Annotated in this window: 11 protein-coding genes; 3 read left to right on the top strand and 8 right to left on the bottom strand. The window is 47.0% G+C overall.

What is annotated here, in order from left to right; all coding sequences use genetic code 11:
• Window positions 1-68: 68 nt before the first annotated feature.
• Both AC5I6P_RS14800 and AC5I6P_RS14805 read right to left on the bottom strand, forming a co-directional pair.
• Window positions 69-443 (bottom strand): response regulator, encoded by a 375-nt coding sequence (locus AC5I6P_RS14800; protein WP_495694539.1) that lies wholly within the window; start codon window positions 441-443, stop codon window positions 69-71.
• 90 nt (window positions 444-533) lie between these two features.
• Window positions 534-2,021: an ATP-binding response regulator gene (locus tag AC5I6P_RS14805; protein WP_495694540.1), complete on the bottom strand. Its 1,488-nt coding sequence runs from the start codon at window positions 2,019-2,021 to the stop codon at window positions 534-536.
• Between the two features lie 274 nt (window positions 2,022-2,295).
• Here AC5I6P_RS14805 and AC5I6P_RS14810 point away from each other — a divergent pair, with 274 nt between their 5' ends.
• The 3 genes from AC5I6P_RS14810 (at window position 2,296) to AC5I6P_RS14820 (ending at window position 4,549) form a co-directional block, all read left to right on the top strand.
• Window positions 2,296-2,772 (top strand): hypothetical protein, encoded by a 477-nt coding sequence (locus AC5I6P_RS14810; protein WP_495694541.1) that lies wholly within the window; start codon window positions 2,296-2,298, stop codon window positions 2,770-2,772.
• A 41-nt stretch (window positions 2,773-2,813) separates the two neighbouring features.
• On the top strand, window positions 2,814-3,821 hold the full coding sequence (locus AC5I6P_RS14815) for a methyltransferase (protein WP_495694542.1): 1,008 nt from the start codon (window positions 2,814-2,816) through the stop codon (window positions 3,819-3,821).
• Between the two features lie 80 nt (window positions 3,822-3,901).
• A complete protein-coding gene (locus AC5I6P_RS14820) occupies window positions 3,902-4,549 on the top strand; it encodes a COG3650 family protein (RefSeq protein WP_495694543.1) in 648 nt (215 codons plus the stop codon).
• Window positions 4,550-4,552: 3 nt separating this feature from the next.
• Here AC5I6P_RS14820 and AC5I6P_RS14825 read toward each other — a convergent pair whose 3' ends face one another.
• The 6 genes from AC5I6P_RS14825 to AC5I6P_RS14850 form a co-directional block, all read right to left on the bottom strand.
• The gene (locus AC5I6P_RS14825; RefSeq protein WP_495694544.1) at window positions 4,553-8,455 is read right to left on the bottom strand and encodes a PAS domain S-box protein; all 3,903 of its coding nucleotides are present in this window, start codon (window positions 8,453-8,455) and stop codon (window positions 4,553-4,555) included.
• The gene (locus AC5I6P_RS14830; protein WP_495694545.1) at window positions 8,452-10,395 is read right to left on the bottom strand and encodes a response regulator; all 1,944 of its coding nucleotides are present in this window, start codon (window positions 10,393-10,395) and stop codon (window positions 8,452-8,454) included. The genes AC5I6P_RS14825 and AC5I6P_RS14830 overlap by 4 nt, the downstream gene beginning before the upstream one ends.
• Window positions 10,396-10,599: 204 nt before the next feature.
• Complete coding sequence (locus AC5I6P_RS14835) at window positions 10,600-12,072, bottom strand: NHLP bacteriocin system secretion protein (protein WP_495694546.1); 1,473 nt, start codon at window positions 12,070-12,072, stop codon at window positions 10,600-10,602.
• A gap of 56 nt (window positions 12,073-12,128) precedes the next feature.
• The gene (locus AC5I6P_RS14840) at window positions 12,129-14,777 is read right to left on the bottom strand and encodes an NHLP bacteriocin export ABC transporter permease/ATPase subunit (RefSeq protein WP_495694547.1); all 2,649 of its coding nucleotides are present in this window, start codon (window positions 14,775-14,777) and stop codon (window positions 12,129-12,131) included.
• Between the two features lies 1 nt (window position 14,778).
• Window positions 14,779-17,004, bottom strand: a complete 2,226-nt coding sequence (locus tag AC5I6P_RS14845) for an NHLP family bacteriocin export ABC transporter peptidase/permease/ATPase subunit (RefSeq protein ID WP_495694548.1) — start codon at window positions 17,002-17,004, stop codon at window positions 14,779-14,781.
• Window positions 17,005-17,077: 73 nt separating this feature from the next.
• Window positions 17,078-20,377, bottom strand: coding sequence for a type 2 lanthipeptide synthetase LanM family protein (locus tag AC5I6P_RS14850; protein WP_495694549.1), 3,300 nt, complete (start codon window positions 20,375-20,377; stop codon window positions 17,078-17,080).
• Window positions 20,378-20,500: the final 123 nt, after the last annotated feature.

Genomic DNA, 20,500 nt, shown 5'->3' on the forward strand with positions numbered 1-20,500 from the left:
GTTGACGACGATATTGCTTGCGCTTATAGCACTGCTTGCCTCGACGGTGCCCTTTCGTGAACGCTATCTCAGATCCATGTTAGGGCATCGATAATCTGCTGTGCTAACGTAAGTGGACGGAAGGGTTTGGTAAATACTGCAGCGACTTCTAAATCATTGAAACTTCGCTGCTCAGAAAGTTGCATCTTAGCTGTCATCAGAATAACGGGAATCGATTGTGTAACTGGGTATTGCTTGAGTTGCTGCAATGTGGCACGACCGTCCATATCCGGCATCATTAAGTCCAGCAGAATTGCATCGGGTTGATGTTGAGTGGCGATCGCAATTCCTTCTGCACCAGAACTTGCTGTTAAAACCGTCCAACCTGCGCCAATTTGAAGTCCCAAGGTTGCGATCGCTCGCACGTCGTCTTCATCATCGACGATCAGAATTTGTTTTTTCATAGTGGCACTCTAAAACGTTGATGTTGACAGGTTAACGCTAAATCGAGGAGAAGTCGGGGAATGAATAAAGAGGGAAAGGAGAAGCGGCTTTTAGAGGACGACGTTGAGCGGCAATTCGATGTGAAATGTGCTGCCTTTGCTAATCGTGCTTTCCGCCCAAATTTTACCGTGGTGCTGCTCAATAATGTTGCGGCAAATCGCTAATCCAAGACCTGTTCCCCCTTTTTGTCGAGCATCAGAAGCATCAACTTGCTGGAAGCGCTCAAAGATGGTTTGTAGCTGATTGGCAGGAATGCCTCGTCCTTGATCGGTCACGCTAATGCGGACGCTCGAAGTTTTGTTGTTCAAAGTTAAAGGTTGTGCATGCATCCAAACTATTGCTTGGGCTTCTGAAAATTTGATAGCATTACTCAAAAGATTGGTCAGTGTTTGTACGATGCGATCAGGATCAGCATGCAACAGAATGGGAAGCGGTTCTGTGATTAATTGGATGCACGATCGATCTGCCATTGATTGCATTTCCTCAGTTGCCTGAGCCATGAGTTCAGCTAGATTGCACGATTGTTTGCTCATCGTAATCTTGCCAGAACGAATGCGTTCGAGGTCTAGAATGTCGTTAATCAGGCGAATCAAGCGTTCCGCATTCTTGACACCAATATTAAGAACTTGTTGTCCTTGATCGGTTAAGCTGCCTAACTGTCCGGTGCTGAGTAAGTCAAGTGAACCCATCATTGATGTTAAGGGTGTGCGTAGCTCATGACTGACCAAAGAGATAAATTCATTTTCCAGTCGTTTACGCTCGGTGATGTCATTCGCGATTAATAAGGCGTAGGTTGCGCCGTTGATTTCAATGCGATCAAGCGATAACAAAATACTTTTTACACTGCCTGAACGGGTGAGCAGTTCAAACTCTAAATTGTGAATGGGTTCATCTGTTTGGAGGCGACTCAGAAATGTGGCTGAATCGTGACCTAAGTGTAGCTGTGCGATCGAATAGCCAATTACGGCATCAAGTGTGTAGCCACTCATACTGAGAAAGCTGAAATTTACTTCGATAAATCGTCCTTCTGGTATGGTAACGATCGCAATCGGATTGGGGCTTTGCCGAAAAATGGCTGCAAATTTTTCTTCGGCATGTTTTCGTTCGCGAATTTCTTGCTGAAGCTGTTCGTTTTGAGATCGCAGTTGATTTTGTAATTGTCGCAATGTTAAATGGGTTTCAATTCTGGCGAGTACTTCTTCGATCTGAAATGGTTTTGTAATGTAATCAACGCCACCGGCCTGAAACGCTTTTACTTTGTCGCTAACCGTTTCTAAGGCGCTAATGAAAATAATTGGAATGTCACGAGTGCGATCGTCAGCTTTGAGGTGTTCACAGACTTCGTACCCGTTCATCTGTGGCATATTCACATCCAGCAAAATTAAATCTGGTGGCATCGTCTGCGCCCCTCGAATGGCCGTAGATCCTTTGGTGACACTGCGAACCTTGTAGCCGCGATCGCTCAACATAGAAGATAAAAGGTTCAGGTTCTCTGGAGTATCATCGATTACTAAAATGTCAGCTTTGGGTACGGTCATCTCCATCCATGTTCGCAAATCGCAGCAAATTATATGATGAGGCGTTAGATACCTAAAGCAACATTAGCAAAAATAAATGATTGCTCTAAGAACCGCTTAAATTTTGCTCAGAAATTACTCACTCTACATAAAAACTCCTCTATTTCTCCCCGATCGCTGCTTATTATGAGCAACATCAGCAAACGGGGAACTGGAACGCACCCAAGCACTCCCTTAAACCTGAATTTGCATGATCGCCGTTTGGTTTCAATCATCATTATTTTCTGAGGTCACTATGTTTCATCACATTTCTGTTGCTGTTAACGATCCGTCCCATGTTAGTAATGTTCTTGCAGAAGTGTTACAAGGTCGTCGGTTTCCCTTTCCGGTTCACGAGGGCAGTTACATGGTTGTTAACAACGATGATTATGGAACCGCGATCGAGCTTTTACCGGCTGATACTCAATTGATTCCCGATTTACAAGAGGTCGGGTTTTCATCCGGAAATATTCCTCAAACCTTTCTTTCCGTTCATGCCGCTATTTCTGTGTCCATCTCGCAAGAAGAGATTGAACAAATTGCTTACCGAGAAGGATGGCTGGTTCGATTCTGCGATCGCGGTCCTTTTAAGGTGATTGAATTTTGGGTTGAAAACAAATTCCTGATCGAGTTGCTGACTCCAGCACTGGTGAATGAGTATCTGCAATTCACAAAGCCAGAAAATTTCGAGGCGTTTTTCAATCAGACAGCCCTCGATCTCGTTGAAGCTTAAAACCATAGCCATTAGACCTTAATGAACTGGAGTCTGAAATCATGTTAACGATGGAAAAAGTCGAAGTTGCCCCTCAAGAGACAGTACTCAATCTGATCAGTGGATTTTGGACGGCGCGATCACTGTATCTAGCTGCCAAGTTAGGCATTGCGGATTTGTTTGATGATGAACCTAAACCGATCTCACAACTTGCACAAGAAACGGATTGTGATCCGCGATCTCTATACCGACTGATGCGAGCTCTGGCGAGTGTGGGAATCTTTACCGAACTTGCAGATCAGCACTTTGCGCTCACTCCGTTGGCTGCAACCCTTCAGAGTAATGCTCCTGACTCAATGCGGTATGCCGTGTTGGCACAAATGGGCTATGACCATTCTTTAGGCTGGAGCCACGGATTAGACAGTCTAAAAACGGGCGAGATTGCCTTTGATACCGTCACTGGAATGTCAATTTGGGAGCACTATGCTCAACATCCTGAAGATGGAATGATATTCTCGCAATCCATGTCCAGTATGGGAGCTGCGATCGCCCAAGCCGTTGTAGCAAGCTATGACTTTTCTAGATTCAATACGATCGTGGATGTGGGAGGAGCACAAGGGAGCTTACTATCTACAATTTTGCGGGCGCATCCAAATCTGAATGGAATTTTGTTTGACCTACCCGAAATTATTGCCAACGTTCGCTTGGATGGCGTGAATGCTCAAACTGTTGCAGGAAGCTTTTTTGAGTCCGTTCCAACGGGCGGCGATGCTTACTTGCTGCGATGGATTATTCACGATTGGAACGATGAAAAGGCATCGATTATCTTGAGAAATTGTCATCAAGCAATGCCGGAGGATGGCAAGCTGATGCTATTAGAAGGCATTATTCCAACGGATAATGAACCCTCTCCAATGAAATTTATTGACGTGATCATGCTGTTGATGACGGGTGGACGGGAGCGCACCGAAGCAGAGTATCGGACATTGTTGCGATCGAATGGATTTGAACTCACACGAGTGATTCCAACGTCGTCGCTGCTCAGCATTATTGAGGCAGTAAAAATCTAAGCTGGAATTACTAGATTGCAGCTTGAAGCTAAGTGAATTGAAACCTACCTCAACTCGTTCATCTCTGGTCGAAAACAGCTATGAAAATTCATCGTACGCTGATGCTATTTACAATTGCTCTTGGAGCCAGCTTAAGCGTCGGTGCATCTCCAGAAAATTACTCTCAGGCCCAGTCAGAAAGCGCGAACCGTCCGATTCAAACCTTACCGAATGTTGAGGGCATTCGCTTTCGAGCCTTGACATACGAACGTTCAGCAACAAGCGAAGCACCAGCATTGCAGCAAGCTATCATTCGCGAATTATCAGGTAATGTTGCTGGCGTTCGCTATCTTTACAACTCGATTGATTTAGATGGTGATGGAAGATCTGAAGCGATCGCGTATTTGACAGGATCATCAGTATGTGGCACAGGCGGCTGTACGATGATGATTTTCAAAGGAACGGGATCTGGATCTTACAAGCGAATCTCCCGACATACGCTCGTGAACAATCCGATTGTGGTGAGCAATAAAAAAACAAAAGGTTGGCGCGATTTGGTGCTATTTGTTGCAGGTGGTGGCGCGAAGCCAAGCTATCACAGTTTGAAATTTAACGGTTCAACCTACCCCAGCAATCCTTCGACAGCTCCAATGCTGCCGCAGAGAACGATCGTAACCGGGACGGCCGTAATTGCAGAGCAAATTTCTCCTAACGTCGGCACCCCTCTTTCCAAGCAGCAGTCTTGGTAGAAGTCAACAGTCTGTCAATTCAAGAATTTCATCAAAACAAAATTGCTGCATCAGTTCGGTTAATGCATCTGCTAACTCTTGATTAGCGCTCTGTTGATTAGCGCTTTGTGCAACTCCGAAGGAACCACAGTCTGGAATCTGCTTGATCAATTGTGCAATTCGCTCTGCATCAACAGCAAGTGCCGCTTGATGCAGTTCTGTAATCCATTCAATGGGCATGTTTTGAAGACTTGAGCGATCTAAAACAAAAGACGAAGAGAAAGAAGAAGTTTCTCTCTCTTCGTCGTAGATATAAGTAACGCCCAAATGCTCCGCAAGCTTGTCAAAAAGCAATGACTCTCGAAAGGGTTTCGCTACAAAATCATCACAGCCTGCGGCAAGAATGGACGCGCGTTGTTCTTCAAAAGCACTTGCTGTTAACGCAATGATTTTCGTGTAACGATCAGCGACTTCGAGCGCGCGAATCTGACGAGTGGCTTCATATCCATCGATCACAGGCATTCGCATATCCATCAAAATTAAGTGCGGTTTCCATTGCTGCCACCAGGCGATCGCGTCTTTTCCATGAATGGCCGATCGCGTTTCAAATCCGACAGCTGTTAGTAATTGCTCAACAAGACTGCGATTTTCGGCCCGATCGTCAACCACCAAAATGCGGTAGCTCAACTGATTGGGCGCAAGCTGTAGAACTCGTCGCAGTGACGATGAGGGTACAACTTCCTTGACTTCTGCGATCGTGACCGGAAGGTCAAAACTAAAGGTAGAGCCTTTCCCCAAGGCTGTCTTCACCTGAATATCGCCGCCCATCAACTGCACAAATCGACGGCTAATGGTTAAACCTAATCCGGTTCCTTCCCGGATCTGCAAGCCGCTACTGGTTTGAATGAACGGGCGGAATAGACCATCAATCTCGTTTGGAGCAATGCCACATCCGCTATCGTGAACCTCGAACCGGACAGTTAACGTCAACGGATTAATCAAATTAGCACAGAGTTTAATGCCACCAGAAGCAGTAAACTTAACGGCATTGGTGAATAGATTGATTAATACTTGACGTAACTTACTTTCGTCAGCAGTAATATATTGAGGCAAGTCTGGCGCAATCTCGAAATCGAGCGATAACCGTTTTGCTTTTGTCCGAATGAGAAACATCTCATGTAGGGTCTGCAAAAGATAATGCAAATCAAATGCGACTGGATGAAGCGTCGTTCGTCCTGCCTCGATTTTAGACATTTCCAACACATCGTTAATCAGGCTCAATAGATGTTCACCACTGCGATTAATAATGGCAAGAGAATCCCGTTGTCGATCGGAGAGAGCTACCTCGCGTTCCATTAATTGAGCAAACCCCAAAATCGCATTCAGCGGTGTACGTAGCTCATGGCTCATGTTTGCTAGGAAAGTACTTTTAGCGATGTTGGCGGCTTCAGCCGCTTCTTTGGCAATGCGTAAATCTGCTTCGGCTTTGTGTCTTGCTCGCCCGATCGCAATCAGTTCGCCAACAAGTTTGAGGCTCTTAATATCTTCCTGACTCCACGTTTTTTGAAAGTGAACCGCATCCAGTCCAATAAATCCTGTCACATCACCTTGATAGAGGATTGGCACTCCCAGCAATGATTGAATGGATTGCCGGGTAAATAACTGCCGCTCTGGCCCATCAGGGATGGTCTGAATATCAGTCGTGTACAATGCTTCTCCAGCTAGAAACTGCTGATGTAAAAGTGGATATTCAGAAACGCTCGATCCTCTTGCTTCGGGGGTGAGGGGGGAAATATTTTCACCACACCATTCATATAGCAATTGACATTCAGCGTGATTGTTGTGGTACTCAAAGAGGCAGCCTCGCTCTGCACCAATATGACGAGTAATCAACGCTAAGACAGCCTGAATCGCGGTTTCTGCATCTTGGTCGATGAACTGCCGGGAGATTTGACTGAGCAAATTATCTAGTTCAGCGCGGCGTTGGAGTGCTTCTTCGGCGGCTTTGCGATCGCTAATGTCTACCATCACGAACTCAAGGCAATCTTCCTCTAAGCTTGGACGCAACGAAAACAAGCCCCAGCCTGTAGACCCATCCGCTCGGTGCAGTTCTGTTTCTAAATCGCGCACCTCACCGTTTTGCCGTAGCTCGTTCAACATCAGTTGTCGCGCCTGAGGATTCGCTTGAAATTCGCTGGTGAAGCGTTTCCCAATTAAATCGCCAGGCGAGCTGAGATGAAGAATGTCGGCACAGCGTTGATTGGCATCGAGAAAAAGCCCGTCTTCAATGCGCGTGCGTCCGATTCCTACTTGAGAATTCTCGAACAAATGACGGTATTTCAGTTCGCTGCGCCGCAGAGCCTCTTCTGTTTGTTTTCGCGGCGTAATATCGACAAATACCGCTTCTAACAGGTTCTCTGCCAGATTGAGGGAAAGCGTAAACATGCCCCACCGGATTGACCCATCTCGATGGCGAAACTGCATTTCATAGTTCGTGACTTTGCCATGTTTATGAACTTCGGTTAGCACCAATGCTCGCTCAGCGAGATCAGCATAAAAGTCAGTGGTGTATTTCTTGCCTACAACTTCATCGATCGAGTCGTACCCTATGGCTGCGATCGCATAAGGATTGGCTTCAAGAATCAGTCCATTCTCTAAACTGATCCGGTAAATTCCAACTTGAGAATTTTCAAACAGATTGCGATATTTCAGTTCGCTATGTCGCAAGGCTTCTTCGGCTGACTTGCGATCGCTAATGTCCCGCATGATCGCTAAAATGTGAGGCTTCCCATTGTAACTGCACGTCGTTCCTTTGATTTCCACATCAATCAAGCTGCCATCTTTATGAATGTCAATGGCTTGACCATAAAATTGTTGCCCTGCTCTCACCGTTTCTATATATTCTTGGAAAACAGGGAGAGTGCTGGGATGAATATAGGTCGATGGATGGAGCGCTAAAAATTCTTCGTATTCGTATCCATGCATCTGGCAAGCGGCAGGATTCACTTCAACCGGGTTTGTCGTCTCTAGGTCAGTAATATATAAGCCATCCGTAATCGCTTCAAAAATCGTTTTATACTGAGCTTCTTTCTCCCGTAAAGTTTGTTGTTGAGCTTGCAGCAGGGCATTTTGACGCCGCAATGTTTCTTCAGCTTGTTTTTGTTCTGTGATATCGGTTTGCGTTCCAATCCATTTTTGAATGTTGCCTTGGTCATCGAGAAGGGGCACGCCTCGAACGGCAAAAAGCCGATACTCGCCCGATGCTACGCGAACACGCTGCTCAACCTCATAGACCTTTCCAGATTTGACGGCGTCTAGCCAAACCTGTGCTGTAGAGGCGCGATCGTCAGGGTGAACGCTCTCAAGCCATCCCCAGCCTTTAGCGCTGTCTTGGCTCCGCCCGGTGAGCGCACACCAAAGTGGAATGTCATCGACGACTTCTCCCGCCGCGTTGGTCATCCAGACGGCTTGGGCTGTGGCGGTCACAAAAGCTCGATACTCCGCTTCACTTCGCCGGAGGGCGTCCTCAGTGGTCTGGCTTGTGGCAGCTGACGGTCTTAGCGGCGTGACATCACGAATCACCAAAACGACAGTTTCCTGATTGCCAAGGGTGACTCGGTTGCCTGAAATTTCTAACGTTAAACAGCGATTAGCTTGCTGAAGCTCATACGTGCTCAGAACCGTTTCTCCACTCAATGCTTTTGCAGTGGGGTAGGCTTGAGGATCAATCGGTTGACCCTTTTGCATTAAGGGTAACAGATCACTCAATTTAGCGTTGATCGTCATGGCGTGAGACTGATCGACCAATCGTTCAAACGCTGTATTGCACCATGTCACTTTGCCATCTTCACCTGCCCAAACGATCGCATCTGCGATCGCGCTTAAGGCCGCTTCCAGATTGACCAATTCTATTGAATCAGTTGTCATTGACACTCCTCTAACAACGAATTTGCCAGTTGATAAAGTGTTCTTACCGTAGAGCTATTGCTTGAGTATTCCACCACAGCAGCATGATAAATGACTTGCAATGAATCCTGCTGCACCATCTTGAGTGCATCTAATAGTTGGGGTTGAACGACTGCTTTAGGAGTGTCAGCAATTCCAAGAATAAATTCTCCATTTCCCCAATATCCTATAATCTCACCATTGCAAAAGATTGCTTGTAAACGTTGCCCAGTTTGTTTAAGAATCCGATTTCCAAAGGCGTGACCCTGTTGAACGTTAATTTGTTTTAGGTCTGCCAGGGATGCGATCGCAAAGCATCCTGATGAAGTGCGATTGATGAGTGCCGCGATCGCTTGACTAGAGTTGAATTGATTGGGCAATCCGGTAATGGAATCTTTGACCGATAACGTTTGTAGAAGACGAATCCGTTCTAATCGGTTTGTCAGACGAGAAATCAGTTCTTGACCTACAACAGGTTTTACAAGATAGTCGTCGGCCCCGGCTGCAAAAATTTGCTGGACTGTGGCAGAGTCTTGATGAGCGGTGAGAAAAATAATCGGGATACTCTGCCAAGCTGGATTCGCGCGAATGGCCTGACATAGGACAACGCCGCTGAGCTGTGGCATCTGGACATCAAGAATCAGCAAATCTGGATTGACTTGGGGAAGGACAGCCCAAAATTTTAGAGGATTGTCAATCCCAGTGACGCACATTCCCCAAGGTTCAAGCATTTGTTTGAGTGTAGCTAGAATGATTGGATCATCGTCTACTGCGAGAACAGTCCACGATCGAATCGAAGCTATCTCGGTTTTCGTTCCCTTGACCTCCCAAGTCCGAGGAGATTCAGATTCAATGGTCTCTGGGTTGGGTAGACTTAGCAGGCTCGCAGATTCTGCAACAGAATTTGCGAGCGGTATCTTATCTTGTCGCAAAATCTCGCCCAAGCGCTGAAGCAGCGATCGCACGATTTGATTTTGTTGCGGTTGTGACTCCGTTTCAAATATTTTTTCAAGCTGCCGCGCAATCTGCGTTCCTTCATCTCGTTCAAACATTCCCAGAACTCCAGCTAGTTTGTGCGCAGCTTGTTCTGCGGTTTGCCGAAGCTCAGGGGTCAATATGGGAGAATCGATGGCTTGCTGCAATGCGAAAAAACGCTCTTCCATTGTTTCGCGATACTGTTCCCAAAGTTCTTCAACCGCATGATGATACTGTTGCGTTAGCGATTTCTGATTGTCTTCCTCAGCGTTGCTAATTCTCTCGCGCAACCGATATCCCAATCCATACACATTCTCAATCCAATTGGTTGCGCCGACTGCTTTCAACTTCTGTCGCAATCCTTTGATATGCGATTTTACGCTAGCTTCCTGAGGCGGATCATCAAACGTCCACAGATGCTCGATGATGTCTCCACAGCTAAAAACGCGAGTGGGATGACGCAAAAGTAGTTCTAAGAGACTATATTCCTTTGGAGTGAGCGCAAGGGATTTCTTGGCATACGTCACTTGGCACGATCGCGGATCGAGTCGTAGATGCCCAACTTCCAGAAGCGAATTTGCTGCAACCGCTCCCCGTCTTAGCAAGGCGCGGACGCGTGCTTGAAGCTCTCCTAAATTGATCGGTTTGACTAAATAATCGTCTGCACCTGCATCTAATCCCCGAATGCGATGCTCACTAGCCGCTTTTGCCGTCATCATCACAATTGGAGTTTCACATCGATGATGACGAAGACGTTGACACAGGGAAATCCCATCTAGCTTTGGCAAGTCCACATCCAGCAAAATCAGGTCATAGGACGTACTTTGAGTGCACTCCCATCCAATTGCTCCATCTTCTGCAATATCTACTGCATAATGATGTTCTTTCAGCGATCGCGCAACCAGTTCTGCGATCGCGATATCGTCCTCAACTAGCAAGACCCGCATTCACTAACTCATCGACAAACACCAAAGAAATTGTAAGATAGCCCGCTTCCTATCTCGAAGGGTCATTACAGAATGCAATAAATACCCTAAACCTTCCCAATCTAGCTCTTTGAATAGGGTTCGAGCAATCTAACGGTTTGATCCTTCCGTCCTTAACATCACAGGAATTGATGTGGGATTGAGGTTGAGAATGCTTTAGATCTCTTAATGAACTCCGCTCCACGCTTTCAAGAACGGCAGTAAGAAAGTAATGGGAGCACGTTCTTCAACTGTCACTCTAGCGCTAAGGAGTGTTCCGGGCGTCACCTTTGAATCAGGGCCGCGAGAAGAAGACCATTGGTACCCACTGGAGGTAGAAGCATCGTAATTCAGATGAGCAATCACTTCGATTTGACCACCATCTTGACCTAAGATTTGATTTGCAACCTCCGAATTTCCAACCACGGTTGCCGCTCCTTCTCGCGTAACAGGCAAAGCAGAGACAGCCGCTACAGTGCCAACAATGCTGCCAAACTGTTCTCGCTTCACGGTATCAGGAGTGATTAAAATCTTCATGTTGGGTTGAATTTTCTTGCCGTCTTTGGCAGCAAAATATACGATTCCTGACTCGAGTGGTGCTCCACGTACCTTGGAAGAAACCGTTTCCCCAGTTTTTTCGGTTGCCTGGAGTGTACCCAAGCGAGTTCCAGGACTTAAGACTTGTCCGACAGCAGCAGTCAGTTCGGTGATGCATCCTGCTTGAGAACTTTTAATTTGGCTCTGATCCGTGACTTGTTTTTCTAACTGAATCACCGATCGTTGAATCTCCTGGGTTTCTTTTTCACGCGCTTGAGAATCAGCGAGATTAGTTTGCTCTAGCTGTTTCTGCTGCATGTTTAATTCATCTAACTGGTTTTGAATTTGAGCAATGCTACTTTGATTGTTCAGAAATCGTTGCTGTGTTTCGACAGCTTGAAAATTCAGTTGTTTTAACTGTGCTTTGAGTTTGATCGTTTCTTGGAGCGCTTGACGATATTCTTGCTCAGTTTGCAACAAAGTATCTTGAGCGATCGCACCAGTGTTCGCAAGTGCTTGGCGACTTTGGAGCCTCTCTTGCAAAATGGGAGCTAACGCTTGAGCATTGTCTAACTGTTGCTGCAAGCTGGCTCGCTGTTCGGAGATTGCCGCTAAACCTTGGGTTTGAAATCTAGGCGCTAAACCTTGAGCATCTTGCAATTGTTGTTGTAGCCGATCGCGTTGGGCTAGGATCGCAGTCTGTTCTAAACGCGAGCTTTGGTCTCGAAGCGTGCCGTACTGAAACGCTTGTTGCTGTAACTGAGTGAGTTTGTCTCGCTGCTGTTGAAGCTGTTGTTGAAGGGCAGAAGCCTCGATCGTGGCGAGAACTTGTCCTTTCTCTACACACTGTCCATTTTGGACATTTAATAACTTCAATTGTCCAGCAATAGAAGATTGAAGTTGAATCGCTCGGCGAGGATTAATTAGTACGCCGTTCCCTGCAACAGTAATGGAAATACGTCCAACAATACTCCACAGCAATCCTAGAAATATAATCAGCCCTAGTACACTTAATGGCAGCCAATCTTTTAAATTTACAATCTGAACGGCTTGATCCAATCGCTCCGGCGAGCGTAATCGTTCTAAGGAAGTTTTTCTAAATAGATTATTTCTCTCAACCATAATTGGTAATTCGATAAAAGTGAGATAGATGATGGAATTAATGCCTAGATCAATCCCTAAGTCATTTGTCGGGCCATTAGTTTTTGAAATAAACCAGATTGATTAGATAACTGCTTAAACGAGCCTTGCTGAACGATTTGCCCTTGTTCGAGAACATAGATGCGGTGAGCATGACGAATTGTACTCAAGCGATGAGCAATGATCAAACGAGTCACTCGCAATTGTTCTAAGTTGTGGCTAACAATTTCCTGTGTGCGGTTATCTAAGGCACTGGTTGCTTCATCCATCAGTAAAATTTGAGGTTTTAATACTAGAGCACGAGCAATCAGTAACCGTTGTCGCTGTCCGCCCGATAGATTCAATCCACCTTCTGCAATCACAGTATGCATTCCCATTGGCATGGTTTGAATATCCTCTGCAAGTCCTGCCAACCGGGCGGCGTCCCAGGCTTGGTCAAGCGTGACTAGCGCCCCATTGGCAATGTTCTCGAACAGAGAGCTGCTATTAATTCGACCGTGCTGTAACACCACGCCCAATTGCCGCCGGACTGCTGACAAATCTAATCCAGATAAGTCTTGACCGTCGTAGTAGACGGTTCCCGCTTCGGGTGTTTCAAATCCAAGCAGCAATCGTAGAAGCGTGGATTTACCACTGCCGGATGGGCCTACTAACGCAATAAATTCTCCTGCCTTTGCTTCTAGGGTAATGTGCGCTAAGACCGGACGACCTTCTGCTCGATAACGAAAAGTTACGCGATCGAGGTTCAAGTTTCCCTGAAGCTGTCCTGGATCAGCTTTACTCCAATCGACTTCAGGTTCTGCCTTGAGAACGGGTTGCATCCGTTCCCATAAAATTCTGGCTTCTAGTATCTTTGCGATCGTACTGCTTAAATTAGTGGCACCATTGATGAACGAGCCAAAAGCAACGTTAAAGGCTAAAAATGTACCAGTGGATAATCCAACTCTATTCACTTGAGATCGATCCATTAACGATACTGCCAATGCAAATAGGATGATAGAACTAACGGTTGGTAATAGTGTGTTGAAAACAAATAGAAGATCTTCAAGGGATTGGATTCTCAGCGTCAATCGAAGTTGCTGATTGTACACTTTGCTCCAGTAAGCAAACGCTCGATTTTCTGCTCCAGCAACTCGCAGCTTTGCAACGCCACCAATGATTTGCGTCATTGTGCCAAAGAGTGCTCCCTCTAATTCTTGAAGAGAGCGAAACGATTTTAGTGCCGTTAACCTAACAGTATGAGTTGCTAATAACGTAACAATGGTAATTGCCGCTGCAACGATCGCAAGATGAGTGCTATAGAAGAATAATAAAGCCAGGTTGAGTAATGCAAAACAACTCGTGAAGATGGTCGATAAGGTGACGCCTCCAAGCAAATCGCGAATTCGTTTGATTGATAAAACGCGGTTTTGTAGATCTCCCGTGGAATACTGTCGAAAGAAAGAAAGTTTTAACTTCAGCAAATGATCCCAAAGCGCAGATTGAGCATTCAAATCCGCGATCGTTTGAAGTCTAACCGTCATTCGCCTTTGGAGCAGTTGAAAAACTGCCGCTCCAACGCTAGCTGCCAGCAATCCTAAACCAAGTTGTAACAGTAATGCCTGGTTCGCGTCAGGAATGGCAACATCAACCAGGATCGCGATCGCTTGGGGAGTTAGCATTCCCAATCCGGTCACCGCGATTCCAGTCCAAAGAATTGTCCATCCCTCTTTTACTCGACCTGCAAGAGCAAATTGCAGCAAGTCTAGCGCTCGGTTGACTCGATGAGGTAACGGGCGATAGAAAACATCGGCAGATGGCGAAAGTTGACCAGCTGTATGTTTGTTGAGTGGTATCCGAGTTTGCGTTTCTGGATTGAATAGCTCATATTTTCCAGCTGCCTGAGGTAATACCGCGATCGGGCAATTGTCCACCTCGCGATATCCTAGAAAAGCACCATAATCGCGATTCCACCAGTTATCTTCTAGCAGTATCCGTCGAGTCCGAATGTGAGAAGCACGAGCGATCGCATCTAACGAATAATCGGTGTGGGGAGTGGATTGAGTCGGTGGATAAATCGGAATTCCGAGCGATCGACCCACTGCCCCAACTGCAGTTAATAACGCCGTTTCTTCTGGAAAGGATTCCACTTCCTCAGAGCAAAGCACACTTGTCAGTTCCCTTAATGCAAGGGTTGCAACTTGACGATCGAACCGTTCTCGCGCTTGTACCTGAACGCGTTTCCGATCAGATTCCTGTTGCTCTAATTGGGCAAGTCCCTCAAGAAACTCAACATGCAGGTTTGCCAGGTTTGACTGTAGCGTTTTCCAGTCGTCAATTTTAATCGTCTTCATCGGAGCAATGGAAATGCCTGCGGCTAACAAAACAGTGTTGAAATGTTGGCACCACTGTAGCGCTAAGCCGACTAGATTAGGTTCTGTTGGTGTTAGTGAAATCAGCGTAGGTTCTGCGCTTCCTCCATTGCGCTCTGCACTAATCGCGACGGCTAGAATTTTGTAGGAATGACCCAAAGCAGGCATTGTAACAGGCATTGCAAAGAGTGCTTCACCTGCTCTTACACTAAACAAATAACGGCGGGTTCCTTCGCCAGTGTCTGTGAGGAGAATTGCGAATACATCCATTGATCCCGCTTGTAGCAACCAAGCAGGTTCGATCGTGTCGGCGGTCAACGATAACGAAAATGGCATCTTAATCTGCTCCTTCTGAACGAATCAAATGAGCGTAGGCACCTTCCGTTCCCCACAGTGCTTCATGCGTTCCTCGCTGCACAATCTCACCCTGTTCCAGAACGATAATTTCATCGCAATCCCGGATTGTACTCAAGCGATGCGCGACAATCACGCAGGTACAACCGCGACGACGTAAATTCTGATTCACCAAATGTTCTGTTTCTGCATCCAACGCGCTTGTCGCTTCATCCATTACGAGAATCGTTGGATCGTTGATCAATGCCCGTGCAATTTCGAGCCGTTGGCGCTGTCCTCCGCTCAGGTTGGCTCCAGCTTCCATCAATTCTCCAGCAAAACCACCCGGAAACGCTCGAATCACATCATACACATCCGCATCCTGACACGCCTTCGCGAGTTGAGAGCTAGAAATTGTGGTGTCCCAGAGCGTGAGATTATCTTGCACGCTACCGCTAAACAAAAAAATGTCTTGCTCAATCATGGCAAGAGAGTTTGTCAGAATCGATCGCGGAATTTTGTGAGTCGGAATGCCATCGAACAGGATTTCACCCGACCAGGGTTGATAAAGACCACAGATCAGCTTCGCGATCGTGGATTTTCCAGATCCACTGATGCCGACCAAAGCAACTCGGTGTCCCGGTTTAATGAACAGATTAAAGTTTTCAATCAAAGGTGGATCAAGTCGCGAATAACCGAAGGTGATATTCCGAAGTTCGAGGTGTCCCTGAAGCCGAAAACCCGGAAATAGCCTCAGGGTCTGCTCTTCAGTTAGATTGTTCTGAAATGTTGACGCTTCTGAAAACACAGAATCAATTGGATGCTGCAACACATCATCTAAGCGATTCAAATCACCTTCTAGTTCTTGAAGGGTGCTGCCAAAGGTAACGAGATGATTAACAGGCTCAAGCAAGCTATACATCAAACTTTGAAATGCAATCAATGTACCAATACTGAGATCGCCATTCATGACTCGCAATCCGCCAATGATCAGAATTAGCAGCGTTGCGATCGAGTTGAGAAACGATGGTAAAACACTCAACGTTTGATTGTTTGATTCTAGATCTTGCTGAGCATTGATCACTTTGGCATAGTATCCAGACCAGCGAGCAAAGAAATCAGATTCTAGGGCAGACGCTTTCAGGGTTTCAATGCTTTGTAGTCCCGCGATCGCGACACCAGTGGCTTTTCCCCGATTTTGCACTAATCGTAAGTTGACATCTACGCGCTGGCGGTTCACCCATTGCAACGCCAATACATTAGCCGCTGCAAAACAAAGACCGATCACGGTGAGTAACCCGTCATAAGCAAACATAACAGCCGCATAAAACACCAGCATCACCGTACTGATAACGGTTGTTGCTAATTGTCCGGATAACGTTTCCGCAACTTGATGATTGATTTGTAAACGATCGCTGATTTCTCCGGCAAATCGCTGAGCATAGAAGTTGACAGGTAACCGCAAAATATGCCAGAGGAAACGGCTGGACATGCCCATTGCCAGCTTAATTTTGAGTTTTCTCAAGAATCGCAATTGCAATAAGCGCAAGCAGCCTTGCAATATCATTGTCAACGTCATCCCCAACAGTAGGGGACGCAACCAATCTACTCGATCCTCAATCAAGATGTGATCGATAAAGATTTGGCTGAACACAGGAATCGAAATACTTGGAACAACTAGCAAAAAACCTGCAACAAGGCAATATACGATCGCGTGAATAGAACCTTGCAATCGATCGAGCAACGCTAGAACTAAACTAGGTTTACGCCCTCCTTTCTGGTAGCCAGCTCCTGGCTCAAACGTTAGAACAATGCCTGTGAAGCCGTGGTCAAATTCTTGGAGAGAAACCCTGCGGCGTCCAGTCGCGGGATCATTTAGATAAACACGCTTCTGCTCAAAATGCTCAACCACTAAGAAATGATTGAAATTCCAAAACACAATGTAGGGAGGACGAAGCAGAGACAGTTGTTCTAGTTCTCGTTTATAGCCTTTGGCAATCAATCCGTATCGTTGAGCCGCTTTGATGATGTTGGCCGCCTTACTTCCATCACGAGAGACACCGCACTCAACTCGCAGTTCTGCTAAGGGAACCATTCGGCCATAGTACGCCAAAATAATTCCAAGTGCTGCCGCTCCACATTCAACCGCCTCCATCTGTAGCACCGTCGGAGTTTTGACGCGTTGGATGCTGAACGATCGCGGCAAGTGAGGCATTAGTTCCAACGACATCCTTTCAATCAAACTCATAACAGTATAGATTCATCGGAGGATCATGCTCTCAAAACATTTTGCAACACAGTCATTAGTCCCATAACAACACGGAAGGAAGCGCAGGGTGAGCAAGGCGTAGCAACGCATAGCCAATGCCTGACGTTCCCGCTAAAAAGCCAGGATTGTAGACAGACGTAGGCAGATTGGGAAACAGTTGATACGCCCCTGTGCGCTTTGCCTTCGCCACAACGTTTGTCGCATTTTGAAGCGCAACCTTTTGCCACTCTGGGCGCTGGCACAGTTGCGAACCTACCAACAGCACTTCAGCCCGCCCTAAGTTGCCACAGCACAAATGGTCGATTGGTCGCAAGCCAAAACTCTGCGTCGTTTGGAGCGCGATCTCAATTTCTTGCTGAATGTCTGGCTGAGGCAAAATTCTGGAGCAACCTAAGCGTCCTAACCCAATTCCAGTCGCACCATGACACCACTTATTGGCAAACTCAATCTGTCCGCTGGGTCCTGCTCTGCGGAAGTCGGGCCAGTTTGCCTCCGCCTTAGAGAAAACGCTGCGCTCGTACTCGATCGCTTCGAGGGCAGCGTCTGAGTAGGCGCGATCGTGGCTGACCGCATATAGTTTTAGTAATGCATAAGCGTTGCCTGCCGTACCATGAGAAAAGCCAGTGAGGGGCTGATCCCAAAACGTTTTCCAGGCTCTAGCGCCTTCTGTTCCGCTTTGCTGGTGGGTGATCAAATGCTGCCCACACGCGATCGCGGTTTCTAAAACGGTTGCTTTCTGAGTTGCATCATATAGCGATAACAATCCGAGAATGGCTCCCGCTGCGCCGCTCATGACGTCGAAATGGTCATCCGCCGCAATGAGGGCTGGTGTGATCCAATCCGCTAATGCCTGAGCATCTTGCAATAGCGTTGCATCGTCGAGGAATTGGCTAATCTTAACTAGCGAATAGATCATCGACCCTAACCCGGTTGCGCCTCCAATTCCCGTGAAGCGAGCCAACCGTTGTCGAGCTTCTAGATCGAGCGTGTGGATCTGCCGACGTAGAGGCTGGATGGTTCTATAAGCAAGATCCCGATAGCGCGAGTCAACAGAAACCTGACTGAGAGCCGCGAAGAACAGGGCAATACCAGAGCGTCCATCGCAAAGAGAATCACCCAAGGTGTGCAATTGGTATCGTTCTGCTTGCACCACATAATCTAAGCCAATCCAGTTAATGCTGCCATCAACATCTGGAATTGCTCTGGTTTCGAGTTCTGTCGCGATCGCTTGGGCGTCTTGAAGCAATTGTTCGGCGCTCAGCAACGGCAACGATTCAGCGTTCCACGGCTGCTCTTTCTCGCTAAATGAAGCAACCTGAGCATCAAAAGAGCCTTGAATAATGGCAATTTGACGGGCAAGATCGGTTTCGTCGAGCATCTGCAACTGGTTGAGCACATCTTGATAGCCCGATCGCTTAAAGTAGTTTTGAATGGGTGGAAAACAGCCGACTTTCAGTTCGTCGATCACCGCGCTGGCAGTAAAGAACGGAACGTCTAATTGTTCCATTGATCGCAGTTCTGCACTCAAAACTGGAAAGGCACTCGGCTTCTCTTGAGCAACAATAAAGGCGCGGCTGAGATGATCGAGTTGAATGCTGAAGTCTACCCCGTGTTTGAGGTGATCGGGAGATAAGGTTTTCTGCAGAATGAGAGTGTAAATTCGGGTGGCACGGAAGACAAAGCGAACCTGCTGATTTTGCATTGCCGTGAGTGGACTGTTTGGGGACAGTAAGACCTCGCGGTGTGCAACTAAGAAGCGATACATCTGCTCGAACCCAGCCACGATTTGCGACCGATACTCGTGGGGCGACAGAGCGATTTCACCCAAGCGCGGCACATTTTTCTCAACAGGTAATGCGATCGCTTCGGAGCGCAGGTGCATATCATCGGTGTTGATGCGCTGCCAACGAGGCACTTTCCGACGATAGAACTGAGGGGTGGTACTGCCCAAACCACTAATATCGTACGCCATCCGAAAATCGCTGCTAAAGTCCCAACGGGGTAACAGTCCGGTGCGGAGAACAGAACCCCAAAACTGTTGAGCGGCACTAGTTTCAATGTCTTGAGCCAACGGTGAATCGTCAATTAGCTTCGGCTCATGGTGCAGCAGCGTTTCCATGTCAATCAGCACCAGATGTTCGCCATTGGCAATTAAGTTCTCGTAGTGACAGTCAGTACCTCTGAGGGCATACAGCACACCTAGCAACATTCCGGCACGTTCGTAGAATCGCTCTGCTGCTGCTTGATCTGCACAAGGTAAGTGTTCAACATATTCGATCCAGCCATAATCGCCACGATCGAGCACCTGAGTCACTTTGAACTCTAAAAGATTGCTGTGTTGATTGCACCAATCTAAAAATTGATTAAACGCAACCTCTAATCCTAAATTTTTTGGTTTATAAACGAGTTTTAGCCCCGACTCAAAGGTAAACACAATCACGGTTCTGCCGCGTTTGTGAGGATCGGAGAGCGAGGTGTGAATTTCAATCACTTTATTCTGAGAAAGTGGAGCGACAGTTGCGCTAAACGTGCGTTGCAGGTCTGAGTGATCGTTCGCCAACCGTTGCAGAAACTCCGCTGTAAATTCGACCCAAAAATTCACTGCTGTTGCCACTAAGCGGCCTAGAACGGGATATTTCTGAAACAATGTCAGCAATCCATCTTGCAGCAATTGAGTGACAAATTGGGTGTAGTGCGTCTTGCGATCGCGGCTCTCGGGTTGCAGGTCTAATACGTTGAGCAAGCTTTGACCAAACGGACGAACTTGAGAGAATTCAAAGTTCAGCGTCTTGCTATACAATCCGACCAGTCGTTGCAGCAGACTGCGCTCTAAGCTTCGGTAAGCGGCTTCTGAGAGCAGCGACAAGGGTAAGGTGTGCTGAGTTTCCAGTTGAGTGAGAAGCTGCTGTCTGGCGACTTTGATCGCAGGCAGAAGAATGTCTTCAAAGGGGAGCGGATGCTCTGGATCGATCGGGAGATTGGTTTCTCGTTCGGGTGTGAATTCCGTTGCGGTTTGCATAATGCGATGCAACGTTTCTGCCCAATCTGGCAACGGTTGAGCCGCATTCAAGCTCACAGTCCCTAATCGAGGGCGAATGGTATCGAGGTCCAAGCCTTCCCACTGTAAGCGTTTCTGTAAAATATCCCAACTGCCTTGGGCGACCACTTGGCACCAGCGATCGAGCTGTTGTTGAATCTCTTGTTCATTGGCTAAATTATCCTCAATCGCAAATCGTTCTGCATCTAAGCGTTCCCAGAGAAAGCTGGCGCGAGTGACGATCGTGGTTAGGTCAGTGAGCGTAATTTGCTTAGGGAATTGAACGAGGGAATTCATCGCTAGATTCTTCATGGGGATAGCTAGACACGGGCAGTATGCAGAGTAAATTAAAGTCCCCCCATTTCCGCAGGGCTAGTTTATTGACCGTAGAAAAAGCAGAATAGCGTCGATGTTTCTGCC

Source organism: Myxacorys sp., from assembly GCF_059501405.1.